Origin of the sequence: Leeuwenhoekiella parthenopeia (genome assembly GCF_020782115.1) — a bacterium.
Classification (GTDB): domain Bacteria; phylum Bacteroidota; class Bacteroidia; order Flavobacteriales; family Flavobacteriaceae; genus Leeuwenhoekiella; species Leeuwenhoekiella parthenopeia.
Genome location: NZ_JAJGMW010000035.1, coordinates 18585 through 35719, shown reverse-complemented (window position 1 = coordinate 35719; position 17135 = coordinate 18585). Strand labels below are relative to the sequence as shown.

Annotated in this window: 16 protein-coding genes; 12 read left to right on the top strand and 4 right to left on the bottom strand. The window is 42.8% G+C overall.

Going from position 1 to position 17135, the window contains the following annotated elements; translation table 11 throughout:
- Window positions 1-920 precede the first annotated feature (920 nt).
- On the top strand, window positions 921-1331 hold the full coding sequence (locus LLW17_RS18125; protein WP_228231704.1) for a DUF2141 domain-containing protein: 411 nt from the start codon (window positions 921-923) through the stop codon (window positions 1329-1331).
- Between the two features lie 109 nt (window positions 1332-1440).
- Window positions 1441-2397 carry a hydrogen peroxide-inducible genes activator gene (locus tag LLW17_RS18120; protein WP_228231703.1) on the top strand — a complete coding sequence of 319 codons (957 nt, stop codon included), beginning with the start codon at window positions 1441-1443 and terminating at the stop codon, window positions 2395-2397.
- Between the two features lie 36 nt (window positions 2398-2433).
- Here LLW17_RS18120 and LLW17_RS18115 read toward each other — a convergent pair whose 3' ends face one another.
- From LLW17_RS18115 to LLW17_RS18105, 3 genes are all read right to left on the bottom strand, one after another.
- Window positions 2434-2628: a hypothetical protein gene (locus tag LLW17_RS18115; RefSeq protein WP_228231702.1), complete on the bottom strand. Its 195-nt coding sequence runs from the start codon at window positions 2626-2628 to the stop codon at window positions 2434-2436.
- Window positions 2629-2915: 287 nt separating this feature from the next.
- Window positions 2916-3716 (bottom strand): TIGR00266 family protein, encoded by an 801-nt coding sequence (locus LLW17_RS18110; protein WP_228231701.1) that lies wholly within the window; start codon window positions 3714-3716, stop codon window positions 2916-2918.
- A 190-nt stretch (window positions 3717-3906) separates the two neighbouring features.
- On the bottom strand, window positions 3907-4362 hold the full coding sequence (locus tag LLW17_RS18105; RefSeq protein ID WP_228231700.1) for a DUF4442 domain-containing protein: 456 nt from the start codon (window positions 4360-4362) through the stop codon (window positions 3907-3909).
- A gap of 145 nt (window positions 4363-4507) precedes the next feature.
- Between LLW17_RS18105 and LLW17_RS18100 the strand changes: the two genes are divergently transcribed.
- The 10 genes from LLW17_RS18100 to LLW17_RS18055 all read left to right on the top strand — a co-directional run bounded on the left by LLW17_RS18100 (window position 4508) and on the right by LLW17_RS18055 (window position 15919).
- The gene (locus LLW17_RS18100; RefSeq protein WP_228231699.1) at window positions 4508-5020 is read left to right on the top strand and encodes a DUF4870 domain-containing protein; all 513 of its coding nucleotides are present in this window, start codon (window positions 4508-4510) and stop codon (window positions 5018-5020) included.
- 73 nt (window positions 5021-5093) lie between these two features.
- On the top strand, window positions 5094-5438 hold the full coding sequence (locus tag LLW17_RS18095; protein ID WP_228231698.1) for a PadR family transcriptional regulator: 345 nt from the start codon (window positions 5094-5096) through the stop codon (window positions 5436-5438).
- Window positions 5431-7155, top strand: a complete 1725-nt coding sequence (locus LLW17_RS18090; RefSeq protein WP_228231697.1) for a PspC domain-containing protein — start codon at window positions 5431-5433, stop codon at window positions 7153-7155. Before LLW17_RS18095 ends, LLW17_RS18090 begins: the two co-directional genes overlap by 8 nt.
- A gap of 40 nt (window positions 7156-7195) precedes the next feature.
- A complete protein-coding gene (locus tag LLW17_RS18085) occupies window positions 7196-7930 on the top strand; it encodes a head GIN domain-containing protein (RefSeq protein WP_228231696.1) in 735 nt (244 codons plus the stop codon).
- 142 nt (window positions 7931-8072) lie between these two features.
- Window positions 8073-8984, top strand: a complete 912-nt coding sequence (locus tag LLW17_RS18080) for a geranylgeranylglycerol-phosphate geranylgeranyltransferase (RefSeq protein ID WP_228231695.1) — start codon at window positions 8073-8075, stop codon at window positions 8982-8984.
- Window positions 8985-8986: 2 nt separating this feature from the next.
- On the top strand, window positions 8987-9574 hold the full coding sequence (locus tag LLW17_RS18075; RefSeq protein ID WP_228231694.1) for a Maf family nucleotide pyrophosphatase: 588 nt from the start codon (window positions 8987-8989) through the stop codon (window positions 9572-9574).
- 32 nt (window positions 9575-9606) lie between these two features.
- Window positions 9607-10500, top strand: coding sequence for a septum formation inhibitor Maf (locus tag LLW17_RS18070; RefSeq protein WP_228231693.1), 894 nt, complete (start codon window positions 9607-9609; stop codon window positions 10498-10500).
- A gap of 90 nt (window positions 10501-10590) precedes the next feature.
- Window positions 10591-13086 carry a PIG-L family deacetylase gene (locus tag LLW17_RS18065; protein WP_228231692.1) on the top strand — a complete coding sequence of 832 codons (2496 nt, stop codon included), beginning with the start codon at window positions 10591-10593 and terminating at the stop codon, window positions 13084-13086.
- Window positions 13087-13194: 108 nt separating this feature from the next.
- Entirely contained in the window at window positions 13195-14922 is a 1728-nt protein-coding gene (locus LLW17_RS18060; protein ID WP_228231691.1) for a sodium:solute symporter family protein, read from the top strand.
- Between the two features lie 16 nt (window positions 14923-14938).
- Entirely contained in the window at window positions 14939-15919 is a 981-nt protein-coding gene (locus LLW17_RS18055; protein WP_228231690.1) for a Gfo/Idh/MocA family protein, read from the top strand.
- A gap of 74 nt (window positions 15920-15993) precedes the next feature.
- Here LLW17_RS18055 and LLW17_RS18050 read toward each other — a convergent pair whose 3' ends face one another.
- Complete coding sequence (locus tag LLW17_RS18050) at window positions 15994-16833, bottom strand: DUF2911 domain-containing protein (protein WP_228231689.1); 840 nt, start codon at window positions 16831-16833, stop codon at window positions 15994-15996.
- Between the last annotated feature and the right edge of the window lie 302 nt (window positions 16834-17135).

The window sequence follows — 17135 nt, the reverse complement described above, 5'->3', positions numbered from 1 at the left end:
ATTTTCTTGCTAAGTGTAAGGGAATCGAACCCTATTTCTAAATCACCAAATCACTCTATTTCATCGTGCGTTGCTCTCTGCGAAAGCGGCTGCAAATATACAACCTTTTTTCTTTGCCAAACAAGAACTAAAATGTTAAAATTTTAAACCTCGTTAGAACCGCATTTTTTAAGAACTTCACCGCCTTCGTTGCCGAAAAAGCGGAGGGCAAAGATACTACCCTTTTCCCCTTACTAACAAACTTTTTTTTTAAGTTTATTTTTTAAAGCCTTTAGATGAACGTAAAACCGATTTTTATATCCGATTTTGGAGGCGCAAATATAGAACGATTATCTAACCCCGCAACAGCTTTATCCCACTTTTTGAAATATTTTTTACCAAAGCCTAAATGCCAATCACTTACACCCAAAAGTTTTTTTAAAGTTTTCTAAAAACCCTGCACTCTACCCCTAATTACTCCTGAAACAAAAAACTTAAAAACCGCGAATCATCCCGAATTTCTGGGAAAACACGTTGAAATGCAGCCTCTACCTATTTTAAATAGAAAGTTCTTTCTTATCGAAAAGCTGAAATGAGGGTTATTGGGTTATTGGGTTATTGGGTTATTGGGTTATTGGGTTATTGGGTTATTTAAAAGAAATAAAAAAACTTTACTATATAAGACTGTTTGCTCTCAAAACCCATCTGCCCAAAATACGGCTTAGCGATGGAGCGGCCTGTGTGAGCTCTTTTTTACGACCGCAGGGAAGTGAAAAAAGCGAGTAGCGACAGCGCGGTGATTGCCCAAAGCAATCAAAGCCCCACGAAAAGCTAAGAAAGCAACAACTCACACCTTATATATGACAGTTGAGCACAATAAAGTTTCCGGTTAGATTTAATGCGGTTAGTTTAGCATTCAAATAAACTTAAACACTATTATTATGAAGACTCTTATTACTATTTGTTTAATTGCTTTGAGCCTTAATGCGTTTTCTCAGGAACCGGTAAAACTTGAGGTAAAGGTTACAAACGCCACGACTGATGAAGGTACCGTCCAATTTGGCCTGTACACCCAGGATAACTTTATGAAAGCTCCCCCTTTAAAAAGTGCAAGCAGCCTTATTAAAGACGGAAAAGCTTCTGTGGTATTTGAAAATCTGGAACCCGGTATTTATGCGGTCATTTCATTTCACGATGCCAACGCCAACAATAAGATGGATTTTGAAGCAAATGGGATGCCTAAGGAATCCTACGGCACTTCAAATAATAGTATGACAATGGGCCCGCCAAGCTGGGAGGATAGTAAATTTGAGATCGGTAACGAATCTGTTTCAATTGAGATCCGGTTTTAGGCTGAGTACCTTGATGGGGAAATTTAAAAAAAGCCGGGAGTTTAATTTCCCTTTGTTTTTCATTAAAAAACCAAATGGTCACTCTATTTTTGAAGTATAATATATAAGTATGACCATTACACAACTGAAATACGTTTTAGCTGTTGCCGAAAATCAAAATTTTACCAAAGCCGCCGAAAAGACTTTTGTAACCCAGCCTACTTTAAGTATGCAAATACAAAAACTGGAAGACGAACTGGATATTTTGATCTTTGACCGAAGCAAAAAGCCTATAGAACTCACCGATGTGGGGCGAAAGATTGTTCAGCAGGCGCGAAATATCGTTAATGAAGCAAACCGTATCAGCGATATTGTTGATCAGCAAAAGGGTTATATAGGCGGAGAGTTTAAACTGGGTGTCATCCCCACCGTGATGCCCACCCTGCTCCCCATGTTTTTGCGAAATTTCATCAAGAAGTATCCCAAAGTAAAGCTTAAGATTGAAGAGTTGCCAACCGAAACCATTATTGAGCGACTGGAAGAAGGACATCTGGATGCTGCGATTGCCGCGACGCCTCTACACTTAGAAAACATCAAAGAACGCCCGCTGTACTACGAACCTTTTGTAGCCTACATACCCGAAAATCAAAATCTTCAGGTAAACGAAAAGATCGATGTTGCCAGCCTGAACCTGGATCATATGCTGCTTCTGGAGGATGGACATTGCTTTAGAGACGGGGTTATTAATCTATGCAAGGCCAATAGAAATTATGAGGAGGAAACCTTTTCGCTGGAAAGCGGAAGTTTTGAAACCCTCGTGAAACTTGCGAACGAAGGTCTAGGCATGACCTTATTACCTTACCTGCACACGCTGGAAATAAAAAGTGAGGAGCAAAAGTACCTGCACCATTTTAAGGATCCCGCACCTGCCCGGGAAGTGAGCCTGCTGTATCATAAAAGCGAACTTAAAATGCAGATTATTGAAGCCCTGCGCAATACCATCGCGGGGGTGGTCAAAGGAGCCATTACCTTTCAAAATGTGCAAATCATCAGTCCGTTGCCACAGGGTAAACCTACCAAAAATTAAAAAAGGCTTCTCGATCGAGAAGCCTTTTTATTTTTTTTAGTTAAGATAAATGATACATTGATTTAATTCAGGATTTGCTTTGGTAAGGTCCTGAATCCAAACCCGTAGTTCCTCAATTTCATAAGGAAGTAAACGTTTTGCAGCCTTTTGTAATTCTTTGCAAAAAAGCACACTATCAAAACTCACTTTTTTTAAGACAGTTTTGGTGTACTCAAACATTGCTCTTGCCATCTTTGAATAGTTTTTGGTTAAAGTATTGTTTAAGTAGTTTTGGGTCTAATAGGCTATAGGATATCTTAATTCCTCTTAAAAATAACACTTTAAACCTTAAATAATTGTTAACGGTTTAAAATCCTATTAACTAAATCGGATTAGTTGTAAACTTTAAAGATTCGACTTCAACTAAACAGTTAAGTTTCAGAGCGCTGTTAAAAGTTAAGACGAAAAACTAGAAAAATAGCTTCGAAATCCGTTCTGGAAATACCTATAATCCCAAAACTTAATTCCGTATAATTTGATCAAAAGCGGTTATCGCCATCGAGCAAATCGCCAAGTCCCCCCAGGATACTGCCTTCCCCTTTATCTTTACCACCTCCCTGCGGTGCTGCTGCCCAAACGCGTTTAGCCAGACGACTAAACGGAAGAGATTGCACGTAAACCGTTCCGGGACCGGTAAGGGTTGCAAAGAAAACTCCCTCACCACCGAAGAGTGTATTTTTAATACCGCCTACAAACTCAATATCATAATTGACCGTATGGTCAAAACCTATAATACAGCCGGTATCTACTTTAAGCTTTTCGCCGGGATGCAATTCTTTTTTAAAGGTTGTACCGCCGGCATGCACAAAGGCCATCCCGTCGCCATCAAGCCGTTGCATGATAAAACCTTCACCGCCAAAAAGTCCGCGGCCCAGTTTTCTGGAAAACTCGATTCCGATTGATACACCTCTAGCTGCGCAGAGAAAAGCATCCTTTTGACAAATAAAACGACCTCCATTTTTAGAAAGGTCAATGGGAATAATTTTACCGGGATAGGGAGAGGCAAAGCTTACGCGCTTTTTGCCCATTACGGTATTGTAATAGACCGTCATAAACATGCTTTCACCTGTAAGTAATCGCTTTCCGGCACCGAAGATCTTATTTAATAAGCCGGTATCGTTTTTAGAACCGTCGCCAAATATGGTTTCCATTTTAATCCCGTCTTCCATCATCATAAAAGTTCCGGCTTCGGCAATAACGCCTTCCTGAGGATCGAGTTCGATCTCTACATATTGCATTTCTTCACCAAAAATCTGGTAGTCTATTTCGTGTGCTTCCATAGTATATTCGTTTTTGATTGGATTGATTTACCAAATAGGTAGCGCGAAATTTGATTTTGTTACAATAGCTTTTTCAATACAATCGGAAAAATCCAGAAAAAAAGAAAGGGAGACACAATCAGATGGATGAAAAATTCAGGATCAAAATTCCCAAACTAATATTGAATTTTGAGCTTTAAACTCTGAATTCTTAATTCTTAACCCGTACGGTCCACTCAAAATCAAAGGTGCTTACCACTACCCCATCTTTGTTTGTGCCCACGCTTTGCATCCAGAAGGTTTGGCCTTCTCCGGTTTCTAGCGTGGCACGAATAGCTTTTTCGATCTTATCCCCGTCTTTACAAACAAAGGTGATTTTACCGGTTGCTTTCTTGGTAAACGAAGCCTTGTTTTTGGCGACCAGCATCGAAATTTTATGACCGCTGTTGCGTATCTGATCAATAATCATAGTCCCGGTGCTTAATTCTGCAGCCATACCCTGCACTGCCCAAAACATAGTATTAAAAGGGTTTTGGTTAATCCATCGGTGCGTGACGGTGGTGGTACAGCTTGTCGCAGAAATTGCACGCACCCGCACGCCACAAAGCCAGGCAGACGGCAACTTAAACATTAAAAAAGTATTGAATTTCCCTGGAGTAACAGCCATAACTAGTGGTTTTAGATTCCAAAAATAGACTTCTGAAATGACATTCCACAGCTTTTTAATATGTTAAGTAAAAGTTAATTTTAAGTACTTTGTATTGCATAATACCTTCTTTTGGATATATATTTGCATAAGAAATTAATAAGCAATGGAAACTAGTATTACCACAAGTCAAAAAAACACCGCTACTTTTATACACCTTTCGGTGTTTAGTCAGTTCCTTTTTCCTTTAGGAAATTTCATCGCGCCGCTAATAATCTGGGCAGCTTTAAAAAGGGATTCGCTATTTGTAGACAATCACGGAAGACGCGCACTGAATTTTCAGATGAGCACTTTTCTCTACGCTATCGGCTTAGTACTTATAGCCATTCCCTTTCTGGTTTGGCAGGGTCTTATAGCGGCCGGGGAGCAAGGCTATATCAGTGAGGAGACTTTTGAAAACATGGTTTTCCCGGGACAGGCCAGCGGACTCATCATTACCGCACTGGTATTTGCCCTGCTCCTGCTCGCTTTATTTGTCATCACGCTATTCTCGGTTATTTCGGCTGCAGTTAGCGCCAGTAATGGAGAAGAATACAAATACCCGCTTAGTATCAATTTTTTAAAACCGCTTGGGGCTTCTGAACAGGAAACCGCTTCAGCCTCATCATCTGAAGTTTAAGCAACCATCATCAATCAATTTCCGATCTGCGGAACAAAACGAACAGTTATTAATCGCTTAACAATGAAAATCTATGAAGATTGAAAACACAAAGGCGCAAATGCGTAAAGGTGTTTTGGAGTACTGCATTCTTTCTATCTTAAAAGATGAAGATGCCTACGTAGCCGAAATACTAGACACGCTTAAAGATGCCAAGCTACTGGTAGTTGAGGGTACTATTTACCCGCTTCTAACCCGCCTCAAGAATGCCGGCCTGCTCAATTACCGCTGGGAAGAATCAACCAGCGGACCACCCCGTAAATATTACGGACTAACCGACACCGGCAAGCTCTTCTTAAATGAACTATCATCAACCTGGGACGACCTTCAAAAGGCCGTAACCCTGGTAACCAATCAAAAAGCCAAAAAAAATGAATAAGACAATTAATATAAATCTAGCAGGGCTCTTTTTTCACATTGATGAAAATGCTTACGCCAAGTTGCAACGCTATCTCGAAGCTATAAAACGCTCGTTTACCGATGCACAGGGCCGCGATGAGATCATACAGGATATTGAAGCCCGAATTGCCGAACTTTTTACCGAGCGTATCAAAACCGAACGTCAGGTTATAGGTCTCTCCGATGTAGACGAAATCATCAACATCATGGGGCAGCCGGAAGATTACCGTCTGGACGAAGAATTGTTTGAAGACGAACCGGCTAAAAAACAAAGGTATACTCAGGAATCTGGTAAAAAACTCTATAGGGATACCGAAAAATCCTATATAGGAGGTGTCTGTGCAGGTCTGGGGCATTACTTTCAGATTGATGCCGTCTGGTTGCGCATCGCACTAATCCTGCTTACCATATTTTCCTGGGGTGGGTTTATACTGATTTATATCGCATTCTGGATTTTTGTTCCGGAAGCGAAAACCACCTCAGAAATACTGGAAATGCGGGGAAAGCCCGTCAACATAGACAATATTCAGCGTAAGGTCAAGGAAGGTTTTGACACAGTTGCCGAATCGGTAAAAAATGTTGACTATGTTAAGTATGGGAATAAAGCACGCGAAGGTGCAGGTTCTATTGCCGATGCGCTGGGCAGGATAATTCGGTTTATCCTTAAAGTCATTGTCAAGTTTGTTGGCATTTTACTCATACTAATAGGTGGCAGCACGTTAATTGCACTCTTTGTAGCCTTATTTTCCGCAGGAAGTTTAGATTTCTTTGGGGGCAGTGTAGCAGATTATGTAGATATGGCCAATACTTCAGGAGCACCTTTATGGCTTCTGGTCATTCTGGCTTTTATCGCAGTGGGTATACCCTTTTTCATGCTGTTCTACCTGGGCTTGCGTATCCTGGTCAATACGCTCAAAAGATTAAGCCTTACGGCGAAATTAAGCCTGCTTGGTGTTTGGCTGGTGACCGTAATTACCATCGCAGTCTTGGGAGTGCGTCAGGGAATTGCCACAGCTGTAGAAGGAGAATCTGTCACTACTGAAGTTTTACAAATTCAACCCAACGATACGCTTACCGTCAGGATGAAAACCCAAAATAAATACGGGGCAGACAAGTACCACAATCGAAGCTGGAAAATTCGCGTTGATGCTGATGGAAACAAGGTGATCTACAACAGAGATGTCGATTTAAGTATTCAGAAAAGTGACTCTCCGGAAGCCAAGCTAATTATCAAAAAACTGGCCCAGGGAAGTTCTTATGACGAAGCACAGGCACGTGCAGAGAATATCATTTACAACTTTGAGACTGTAGGAAACACCGTGTTACTGGATAACTTTTTTATCACCGAATTAAAAAACAAATATCGTGATCAGCAGATAGATCTTATTCTTGCGATCCCTGAAGGAATGACCGTGTTTACAGACGAAAACATCGCGAGCTACCACAGAAACTGGTATTCCGATTTACTCGATCGCAAATTCATAGGCTATTATTCGATTATGCAGGATTCTAAGCTTATCTGTACCGATTGTCCACCTGAGGAATTGGAAGAAGATTCTAATGAATGGGAGTATTCTGAAACTGTTGAGGATTCTACGGTAACCAATAATCCGGCTGAGTATAAAGAACAGATAGCTCCTGATCGTGATGCAGTTAAGGTTAAAGAAACTGTAACAAAACGGGATTCTTTAGACTAAAAAACTAAACTGAAATCATCAACCAAAAAACCAATCAAAAATGACAACACTAATCAAAATTATCGTCACTGCACTTACCGCGGTATTTATGACCTCCTGTAATTTCAGTCTTGAAATGGGGCAAATTGAAGGTACCGGTAATGTAAAGACCAAAGACCTCAACATGACCCAGGCATTTACTAAAGTGCACAGCAGCAACGGCTGGGATGTTGTGCTTCAGAAAGGCACTTCTCCTTCAGTTAGCGCAGAACTTGATGAGAACCTCTTCGAATATCTGGATGTACATTATGAAGGAAACACCTTGCGTATCGAGTCTACAGATAATTCAAACATAGGCAGTGCGACTTCACGAAAGGTTTTCGTTACGTATGTTGATGCTCTTGAAAGCCTTAAAGCTAGCAGTGCCTCAACCATTATTTCTGAAAGTACGCTGACCGGAAGTCATATTGATCTGGACGTCTCGAGTGCAGGTACCATTAAGATACCGGTTGAAATACGCGAGATCAATGCCGAGGCAAGCAGCGCGGGAACCCTGAATCTGAACGGTGAGGCTCAAAGCCTTAAGTTTGAAGCCAGTTCGGCCGGAACCATTAATGCCAAGGATCTAAAAGCACAGGTGTGCAATGCCCAGGCTTCAAGCGCTGGTACTATTAAGGTGTATGTAACCAAAGAGCTCGAAAGTCAGGCTTCAAGCGGTGGTGATATCAACTACTGGGGCGAACCTGAAAAAGTTGCGGTTTCTGAAAGTTCCGGTGGAGACGTAAGCAAACAATAACAAAAATTCATCAATCAAAAATCAATCAGGGAAAGCCATCTTAAATCTTTAAGGTGGCTTTTTCTTTTTGTACTATTATCAATACCAACCCACGATCACCTACCCTAAATTGCTATATTTGGATTTTTACTAATTCCTTCCTTTGGCATTATTACATTTAATACGCTTTAATAATCTGTTGATGATCCTGCTCACGCAGGTGCTGGTGCATTACGGCTTTTTAAAAGCACTTGATATTCCTGTTGCACTTACAGACCTTCAGTTTTTGCTTCTAGTTGTTGCCACACTGTGCATTGCAGCAGCCGGTTACATCATCAACGACATCAATGATGTCGAAAGTGACCGCATCAACAAACCCGCTAAAACCTATATCCCAAAACCCTTTTCAGAATCTGCAGCTTTTAACCTCTACCTCGTTTTTAATGTTAGCGGTGTGGGACTTGGCTTTTTGCTGAGTTATCAGATGGGTTTGACCAATTTTGCTACCGTTTTTGTTCTCATTTCGGCATTGCTTTATGTGTATGCCAACTTTTTAAAACGGGTCATTTTGGTGGGAAACCTCGTCGTAAGCATCGCAGTAGCAGCTTCTATTTTTATCCTGATCATTTACGATATGCTTCCGCTGCTCAACCGGTATCGGGAAGAACTCGTAACACCTGTTTCTGTACTCAGAGACTATGCGCTTTTTGCGCTGATGCTTAATTTTTTACGGGAAATCATCAAAGATATCGAGGATGCCAAAGGGGATTATGCCGTAGGTATACAATCGCTGCCTATCGCGCTGGGCTTGGAACGCACTTCGAAGCTTTCGGCTTATATCGCTGTGGTGTATATTTTCACCATTCTGGGATATATCTACGTATGGCTGCAAACAAACGTATGGACTTCGATCTACCTGGTTGCTGCAGTGGTTGTTCCCCTGGTTTATTTTTGTATCAAAGCCCGCTATGCCGATAAACAGGCTCATTATACACACCTTTCTTCAGTGTTAAAGCTGATCATGTTTCTGGGCATTTTAAGTTTGGGTGTATTGACGTTGACTTTAAAATTTTGAACATGCTCCAAAACCTTTTAAAATCGAAAAAACTTATCCTCGCTTCACAATCGCCACGCCGGCAGGAATTGCTTGCTGCGCTGGAAGTGAATTTTGAAGTCCGTCTTAAGCCGGTTGATGAATCCTTCCCTCCCGGTATGCAACCCGGGGAAATCGCGGAATATATTGCCCAAAAGAAAGCCGCGGCTTTTGAAGCAGATTTGCAGGCTGACGAAATTCTGATTACCGGAGATACGCTTGTTTTTAAGGATACGGAGGCTCTGGGCAAACCCAAAGATGCTGCAGAAGCCAGGCAGATGCTTCAACTGTTAAGCGGTAGTTCGCATGACGTGATTTCTTCCGTTTGTGTGACGACCTCAGCTCAACAAGTCGTGGGTCACGATATGGCTACGGTTCATTTTAGAGCATTTACAGAAGCAGAAATTTCGCATTACATCCACACCTACAAACCTTTTGACAAAGCCGGTGCCTACGGTATTCAGGAGTGGATTGGCCATGTGGCCCTTCAGAGATTAGAGGGTTCGTATAACACGGTTATGGGCTTACCCACCCACCTGCTTTATGATTTGCTAAATAAGGCGGTAGTCTAAAGACTTTTAGTAATTTAGATAAAAATTACGCCATGCAAAAAAAGCTGTTTTCCTTCAGTTCGTTATCCCTGTTCCTGATATCTCTACTGGTACTTTCCTGTAAAAATCAGGAAAACTTTGAGTCGGTCGCCCGCGCTGAAGACCGCCAGCTTTCTCAGGAGTTTAAAGACTATTGGTATTCCGGCGAAGCCGAAATCACCTCCTATCAACTGCAACAACCCCGCTATGGCGAATTACGCAGTGGCAATGCCGTTTTAATTTTTGTTACCGAAGATTTTCTGCCGAAGGTTCAGGTAAAGGCCAATGCGCAAAACCCGGAAAATCTGCCCGTTTTAAAACTCAATACCACCAAAAATTACGTGACCGGCATCTACCCCTACTCCATTATGAGCAGCGCGTTTTTACCTTTGGCAACAAAAAATCACGCCATAAAAGTGACCAACAGCACTCAGGAATGGTGCGGGCAAATGTACACCCAACTGAATAATCGCGGGGAATATTACGTAGAATCACACAGCTATTTTGAAGGAGAAGCCGATCAAAAATTTACCTTACCTCGTGGTACGGTTGAAGATGAAATCTGGGCGCTTCTGCGGGTTGACCCCAATGAGTTGCCTCAGGGAACAAAAAAGATCATTCCCTCTATAGAATACCTGCGCCTGCATCATCTGGAGCTCAGACCTTACAAAGCGGTTTGCACCTTGTCAAACGGCAGCTACAGCATAGAATACCCCGAGCTCAGCCGCACGCTCACCATCAATTTTGAGAAGACTTTCCCCTACGCCATCAACGGCTGGACCGAGCGTTTTCCCAGTGGAAATCAGGAGATGACCGCTACCGCCACACGCATCAAATCGCTCAAAACGCCGTATTGGAAACAGAACGCTGAAAAATTCACTAACCTGCGTGATAGTTTGGGACTTTAGAATTGTTAAAGAAGCTTTAATAGAACAGGCTTAGATAGCGTTTTACCTATCTTTGAGAGCATCTCAAAAATCCTTTAACCCGTTCATATCATGCGCTTTTTAATCGTTCTGCTCTGTTGTGTTTTGTTACCGGTACACGCTCAAAAACCCAAAAAGCCATCGTCTTCAGAAATCTACGAGCAGCTGCAGCAGCTCAATTTTTTAGGCACCGCCTTATACCTTGCGGCACATCCCGATGATGAGAACACTGCGCTTATTTCGTATCTGGTCAACGACGTTCACGCACGCACCGGCTATCTGGCACTTACACGGGGCGATGGAGGTCAAAACTTAATTGGGCCTGAAATCAGAGAAATTCTGGGCGTCATCCGTACGCAGGAATTGCTGGCGGCACGCCGCACCGATGGCGGGGAACAGCGTTTTACCCGCGCAAATGATTTTGGCTATTCTAAAAACCCCAAAGAAACGCTGGAGTTTTGGGAAAAAGATGAAGTATTACGCGACGTGGTTTGGGCGATTCGCAACTTCAAACCCGATGTGATCATCAATCGTTTTGACCATCGCTCCCCCGGAAGCACCCACGGGCATCATACGCTCTCGGCAATGCTGGGTGTTCAGGCTTTTGATTTGGTAGGTGATGCTTCGGTTTTTCCTGATCAGTTGAAATATACCGAAACCTGGCAACCTAAACGCTTATTTTTCAACACTTCGTGGTGGTTTTACGGCAGCCGTGAAGCCTTTGAAGAAGCCAACAAAGACAATCTGGTTTCGGTTGATGTAGGCAGCTACTACCCCACTTACGGACTCAGCAATACCGAAATTTCGGCCCTCAGCCGCAGTCAGCATAAATCCCAGGGGTTTGGAAATACCGGTTCTCGTGGCGAGCAAATAGAATACCTCGAACTGCTTAAAGGAGACCTGCCTTCAAACGGAAACCTTTTCGAAGGTATTGACACCTCGTGGAATCGTGTAAAAGATGGTGCGGCAATCGGCAAAATTCTAAATGAGGTTGAAGCAAACTATGATTTTAAGAATCCCGCGGCGAGTTTGCCGGGTCTGCTTGAGGCCTATCCACTTATTCAAAAACTGGAAGATGCACACTGGCGCGAACTCAAAACCAAACAACTCACCCAGCTCATCAAAGCCTGTGCAGGTCTGTATGTTGAGGCCGCGACAGGCCAACAGACCGCAGTGGCAAATGAAAACATAAGCCTCAAGCTGGAAGCCATCAACCGGAGTGAATTCCCTATACGTTTGCAAAGTGTGGTATTGCCTGGCGGCGAAAAGATTGAAGTGGCTGAAAACCTGGCATTCAACAGCGACTTTGAAAAACAGATAAACATCAATACCGGCGCTGCCGATCTTACCACGGCGTATTGGCTGAAAGACGAAGGTTCGGTAGGCATGTATAAGGTTACCAATCAAAAACTCATTGGTCTGCCCGAAACACCACGGGAATTTAGAGTGATTTTTAATCTACAAATGGGAAATCAGCTCATCCCGATAGCTACTGATTTGGTGTACAAATACAACGACCGTGTAGATGGAGAAGTTTATGAGCCTTTCGAGATTGTTCCGGAAGCTTCAGTAGCCGTAAAAGATCCCGTTATTATTTTCGCGAATGCGCAACCCAAAACCATTACCGCTGAAGTCACGGCCTATACTTCCAATCTTAAGGCTCAGGTTATGCTTCAGGTACCACAGGGCTGGCAGGTAAGCACACCTCAGCAAATTAGCATTGCTCAGAAAGGGGAAACCAAAGGAGTTGATTTTACAGTTACGCCGCCCGCAAACGCGAGCGAGGGCGAACTCAAACCCCAACTGCAGATCAATGGAAAAACCATCACGACCAAAACGGTTACCATTGATTACGATCACATCCCGTTGCAAACTTTGGTACTGCCCTCCACCAATAAACTGGTACGGCTTGACATCGCTAAAAAAGGAAATTACATTGGCTATATCGCAGGCGCCGGAGACGTGATTCCTGAAAGTTTACAGCAAATAGGATATACGGTTGTGACGGTAGATCCAGATCAAATCACTCCAGAAAATCTTGCGGAATTTGATGCTGTGGTAATGGGCGTACGGGCGTATAACGTTGTTGAAGAACTTCAGTATAAACAACCCATCCTGCTCGATTATGTGAAAAATGGCGGGACTATGGTGGTGCAGTACAACACCGCCCGGGGTTTTAATTTCCCCAATCTGGGACCCTACCCGCTTCAGTTGAGCAGCGACCGGGTTACCGATGAGACGGCAAAAGTGAGGGTTCTTGATCCCGACGCCGAAATTTTAAACTATCCCAATAAAATAACCCAAAATGATTTTGATGGCTGGGTACAGGAGCGCGGTCTGTATTTTCCGGATAAATACGACTCCTCTTATGAGCCTGTGATTTCCATTGGCGATGAGGGCGAAAAACCGAGCGAAGGCAGTTTACTGATAGCTAAATACGGAGAAGGTCATTATATTTATACCGGCCTCAGCTTTTTCAGAGAATTACCTGCCGGGGTTTCGGGAGCCTACCGGCTTTTTGCCAATATGCTTTCGATAGGAAAGAACGATCAAAAAATCAAACAATGATAGAACCAAAGCGAGAAGGCTGGTCTAATTTTTACACGCTCGTACTCGTACTGAATGTCGTGTATATCATTGTATTTTTAATACTTATGAATACTTACGCCTCCTGATATGCAAGATATAGACTGGATTGTTCTTGTTGCTACACTCGCTTTTATCGTCATCTACGGGGTGTATAAAACCCGGGGGCGTAAAAACGTTCAGGATTATATACGCGGAGGTAATGAATCGAAATGGTGGACGGTAGGTCTGTCGGTAATGGCAACACAGGCCAGTGCCATTACTTTTTTAAGTACACCGGGGCAGGCTTTTAATGACGGAATGGGCTTTGTTCAATTCTATTTTGGGCTTCCCATCGCAATGGTCATCATCTGCCTGTTCTTTATTCCCATTTACCACCGCCTGAATGTCTACACCGCTTATGAATATCTCGAGAACCGCTTTGACCAGCGCACGCGGTCTCTGGCTTCGGGCTTGTTTTTACTTTCCCGTGGCCTGGCAGCGGGGATTACCATTTTTGCACCTTCTATAATTCTATCAGCCGTTCTGGGCTGGGATCTCAATACCCTTAACATCATTATTGGTTCGCTGGTGGTAATCTATACCATTTCAGGAGGAACCAAAGCGGTTACCGTTACGCAAAAGCAACAAATGGCGGTCATCTTTTTAGGAATGTTTGTCGCCTTTTTTCTCATCATCAGCTACCTGCCGCAAGACATCAATTTTGCCAATGCATTAGAAATCGCCGGCGCAAGTGATAAGATGAATATTCTCGACTTTTCGTTTGACTTTGATAACCGCTATACTGTCTGGAGCGGTATTCTGGGCGGAACCTTTTTAATGCTGTCCTATTTTGGAACCGATCAAAGTCAGGTGCAGCGCTACCTAAGCGGTAAGTCTATGCGCGAAATGCAATTGGGTCTGATCTTCAACGGCATCCTCAAAGTACCCATGCAATTCTTTATCCTGCTTGTCGGCGTCATGGTTTTTGTATTTTATCAATTCAATCCTACCCCGCTCAACTTTAATCCCGCCGCGACGCAAGCCATACAGGGTACACCTTTCGAAAAAGAATACAACCTGCTTCAAAACGAACTTAACGAACTGCGCTCTGACAAGTCTGAACTGAGTCATAAAGTGGTTTCCGCTCCGGATGTCAACATTATACAGCCCGATGGCAGTGAAGTTTCGGTTTCAGAAGCTTTACAGGATATTAATAAAAAGGAAAATGCCATACGGGAGAAAGCCCGAATGGTTATAAGCCAGGCTGATAAAAACGTGGAGACTAATGATAAGGACTACGTATTCATTCACTTCATATTAAATAATTTACCGCGTGGTCTCATAGGACTTTTACTCGCAGTGATTCTTTCGGCAGCGATGTCATCTACCGCATCAGAGCTAAATGCACTTGCTGCGACAACAACGGTAGACTTCTACCGGCGCAATCTGGACGAGGAGAAAGACGAAGCCCACTTTGTGGGAGCAACCAAATGGTTTACGCTAAGCTGGGGAATTCTCGCTATTTTAATCGCCTGTACCGCAAATCTTTTTGACAACCTCATACAGCTGGTAAACATCATTGGTTCCATTTTTTACGGAACGATTCTGGGGATATTTATGAGTGCTTTTTTCATCAAAAAAATAAAAGCCAAAGCAGTCTTCATCTCTGCCCTGATTACACAGGCCGCGGTCATTTTACTCTTCTGTCTTGACTATTATGAGGTGATCAGACTGCCGTATTTATGGCTCAATTTTGTAGGTTGTGGCCTGGTTATTTTACTGGGATTGATTCTGCAAGGCTCTATGGGTACCGAAGAAAAACAACTAACAAACTAATCTTATTTACCTATTCATGAAAACGATACGCTGGGGAATTCTGGGGCTTGGAAAAATTGCAAACAGTTTTGCTACAGATATGCAAATTGTAGAAGGATCTGAAGTTTATGCCGTAGCCTCGCGCTCGCAGGAAAAAGCGGATGAATTTGGTGCCAAATACAAGGCTGTACATTGCTACGACAGCTACGAAAAGCTGGCTCAGGACCCCAATGTTGATGCCATTTACATTGCAACTCCGCACGTAAGGCATCATGAAGACACCTTACTCTGCCTGAAGCACGGGAAAGGGGTTTTATGCGAAAAGCCTTTTGCTATGAACCTGGGTCAGGTTGAGGAAATGATCGCCACCGCAAAACAGCACAAGGTCTTGTTGATGGAAGCGCTCTGGACGCGCTTTATGCCGCATTTCAAATTTGTACAGGACGAATTGGCCTCCGGAAAATACGGCGCGGTCAAAACACTTACTGCAGATTTTTGCTTTGATGCCCCCTTCAATCCCGAAGGCAGATTGTACAATAAAGACCTGGGTGGCGGTTCGTTGCTTGACATTGGTATTTATCCTGCCTTTCTGGCTTTAGCTATGCTGGGTAAACCCGAGACTATTTCAGCGAAAGCCAAAATAGGAAAAACAGGGGTTGATGAAGAAACCGAAATGACCTTTACCTACGCCTCCGGCACTAAAGCGCATTTAGCTTCGAGCATTAAAATTAAAACCCCGTCGCTCGCAACCTTTGTTTGTGAAAATGGGATGATCATTATGCAGGGACAATTTCATATGAAAGATAAAGTCACCACCGTGCTTGATGGTGTTAAAGTAGATCACGATTTTGGCTATAAGGCAAAAGGTTACCACTTTGAGATTATGCATTTTGCCGACCTGCTCAGAGCAGATAAAAAAGAAAGCCCTATCATGACCTATGATTTCAGCCGGACACTCATACATACGCTAGATACGGTACGGCAGCAGATAGGCCTTGAATACGACCTAAAAGCTTAACTCCTAATTTTGAAGCATAAAAAAACCGCCGGATCACGAAGCGAACGGCGGTTTTATCTTTTTAGGAACTGCGATTACATCGCTCCCCATTCTTTTAAGGAGTCGGTATTCATTTTAATGTAGTCTGCGTTTCCGGCAGTTTTAGCACCTTCCAGTGATTTCTTGGCAGCCTCAATCGCAGCTTTCTTATCTCCTGCCTTAGCAAGGATCAAGGATTGCTGACGGTATTGCCAGAAGCCCGGTTTTTCGGTCATATCCATTGCCTTATTCATCCACGTCTTGGCTTTCTCGATATCCTTTCCTGAGTTTAAGTAATAAACAGCCGCGTTGTAATAGTCACCGGCGCTTGGTCCTGCAAGTGCACGATCGATGTTTTTCATCACCTCAGCATCGGTCATCACATTAAATTTAATAGGTACCACCGTATTTGCCCAAAGCAGACTAAGTACTGCGCTATCTGCCATTACATCATCAATAACAATGGTAAAGGTTTCCATATTCATAGGCATTTCCATAGGCTCAACCATAGTGCGTAAGGCTACTTTATCATCCTCAAAAGTGTTGATTAATGGGTTAGAATCGTCTGTATAAAAAACCACTTCCCACATATCTTCACCGGGAACGGTGTACAGGCTGTAAGTTCCTGGCTTTAATTCCTTTCCGGAAATCATTACCGGCTTGTCGATCATAAACTTGGTGGTGGCATTTGCACCCGTACGCCAGATTGATCCGTAAGGAATCATGCTGCCAAAGATCTCACGACCTCTCATATTGGGTCTTGAGTAATCTACTTTTACAGTGGTTAAACCTACAGTCTGCTCTAGTGATGCGTGCGCACTGGCAGCAGGAGTTTGTATCTGCGCCTGAGTCGAGAAGCCGAGGGCGATAAAGCATGCTAAAAGAATTCGTTTCATTTTCAATTTGTGTTTTTAATTAATTATTTGAAAATCAGAGTTTTGTTTTAAAATGATTTCGCAGTCAAGATAAGTCAATAAATATTCAGTTTTCGTTAACATTTTATTAATTACTGAATTCAAAATATTAACCTAAATAACTAATTACCAAAATATTAAAAAGTTTCTTGAATTTAAAAAACAAACCGGCTAACAAACGTAACTTTAGATTTTGTTTAACTTCAAAGTCTTTAGGTTAAACAAAACACCCATTATCTTTACACAACTTGCTTAAATCAGCGGGTTTCTCTATTTAGATTTCA

What these genes read in the sequence shown, in the direction of transcription:
- LLW17_RS18125 (WP_228231704.1), top strand. Translation starts at nt 921, where the DNA reads ATGAAGACTCTTATTACTATTTGTTTAATTGCTTTGAGCCTTAATGCG.
- LLW17_RS18120 (WP_228231703.1), top strand. Translation starts at nt 1,441, where the DNA reads ATGACCATTACACAACTGAAATACGTTTTAGCTGTTGCCGAAAATCAA.
- LLW17_RS18115 (WP_228231702.1), bottom strand. Translation starts at nt 2,628, where the DNA reads ATGGCAAGAGCAATGTTTGAGTACACCAAAACTGTCTTAAAAAAAGTG.
- LLW17_RS18110 (WP_228231701.1), bottom strand. Translation starts at nt 3,716, where the DNA reads ATGGAAGCACACGAAATAGACTACCAGATTTTTGGTGAAGAAATGCAA.
- LLW17_RS18105 (WP_228231700.1), bottom strand. Translation starts at nt 4,362, where the DNA reads ATGGCTGTTACTCCAGGGAAATTCAATACTTTTTTAATGTTTAAGTTG.
- LLW17_RS18100 (WP_228231699.1), top strand. Translation starts at nt 4,508, where the DNA reads ATGGAAACTAGTATTACCACAAGTCAAAAAAACACCGCTACTTTTATA.
- LLW17_RS18095 (WP_228231698.1), top strand. Translation starts at nt 5,094, where the DNA reads ATGAAGATTGAAAACACAAAGGCGCAAATGCGTAAAGGTGTTTTGGAG.
- LLW17_RS18090 (WP_228231697.1), top strand. Translation starts at nt 5,431, where the DNA reads ATGAATAAGACAATTAATATAAATCTAGCAGGGCTCTTTTTTCACATT.
- LLW17_RS18085 (WP_228231696.1), top strand. Translation starts at nt 7,196, where the DNA reads ATGACAACACTAATCAAAATTATCGTCACTGCACTTACCGCGGTATTT.
- LLW17_RS18075 (WP_228231694.1), top strand. Translation starts at nt 8,987, where the DNA reads ATGCTCCAAAACCTTTTAAAATCGAAAAAACTTATCCTCGCTTCACAA.
- LLW17_RS18070 (WP_228231693.1), top strand. Translation starts at nt 9,607, where the DNA reads ATGCAAAAAAAGCTGTTTTCCTTCAGTTCGTTATCCCTGTTCCTGATA.
- LLW17_RS18065 (WP_228231692.1), top strand. Translation starts at nt 10,591, where the DNA reads ATGCGCTTTTTAATCGTTCTGCTCTGTTGTGTTTTGTTACCGGTACAC.
- LLW17_RS18060 (WP_228231691.1), top strand. Translation starts at nt 13,195, where the DNA reads ATGCAAGATATAGACTGGATTGTTCTTGTTGCTACACTCGCTTTTATC.
- LLW17_RS18055 (WP_228231690.1), top strand. Translation starts at nt 14,939, where the DNA reads ATGAAAACGATACGCTGGGGAATTCTGGGGCTTGGAAAAATTGCAAAC.
- LLW17_RS18050 (WP_228231689.1), bottom strand. Translation starts at nt 16,833, where the DNA reads ATGAAACGAATTCTTTTAGCATGCTTTATCGCCCTCGGCTTCTCGACT.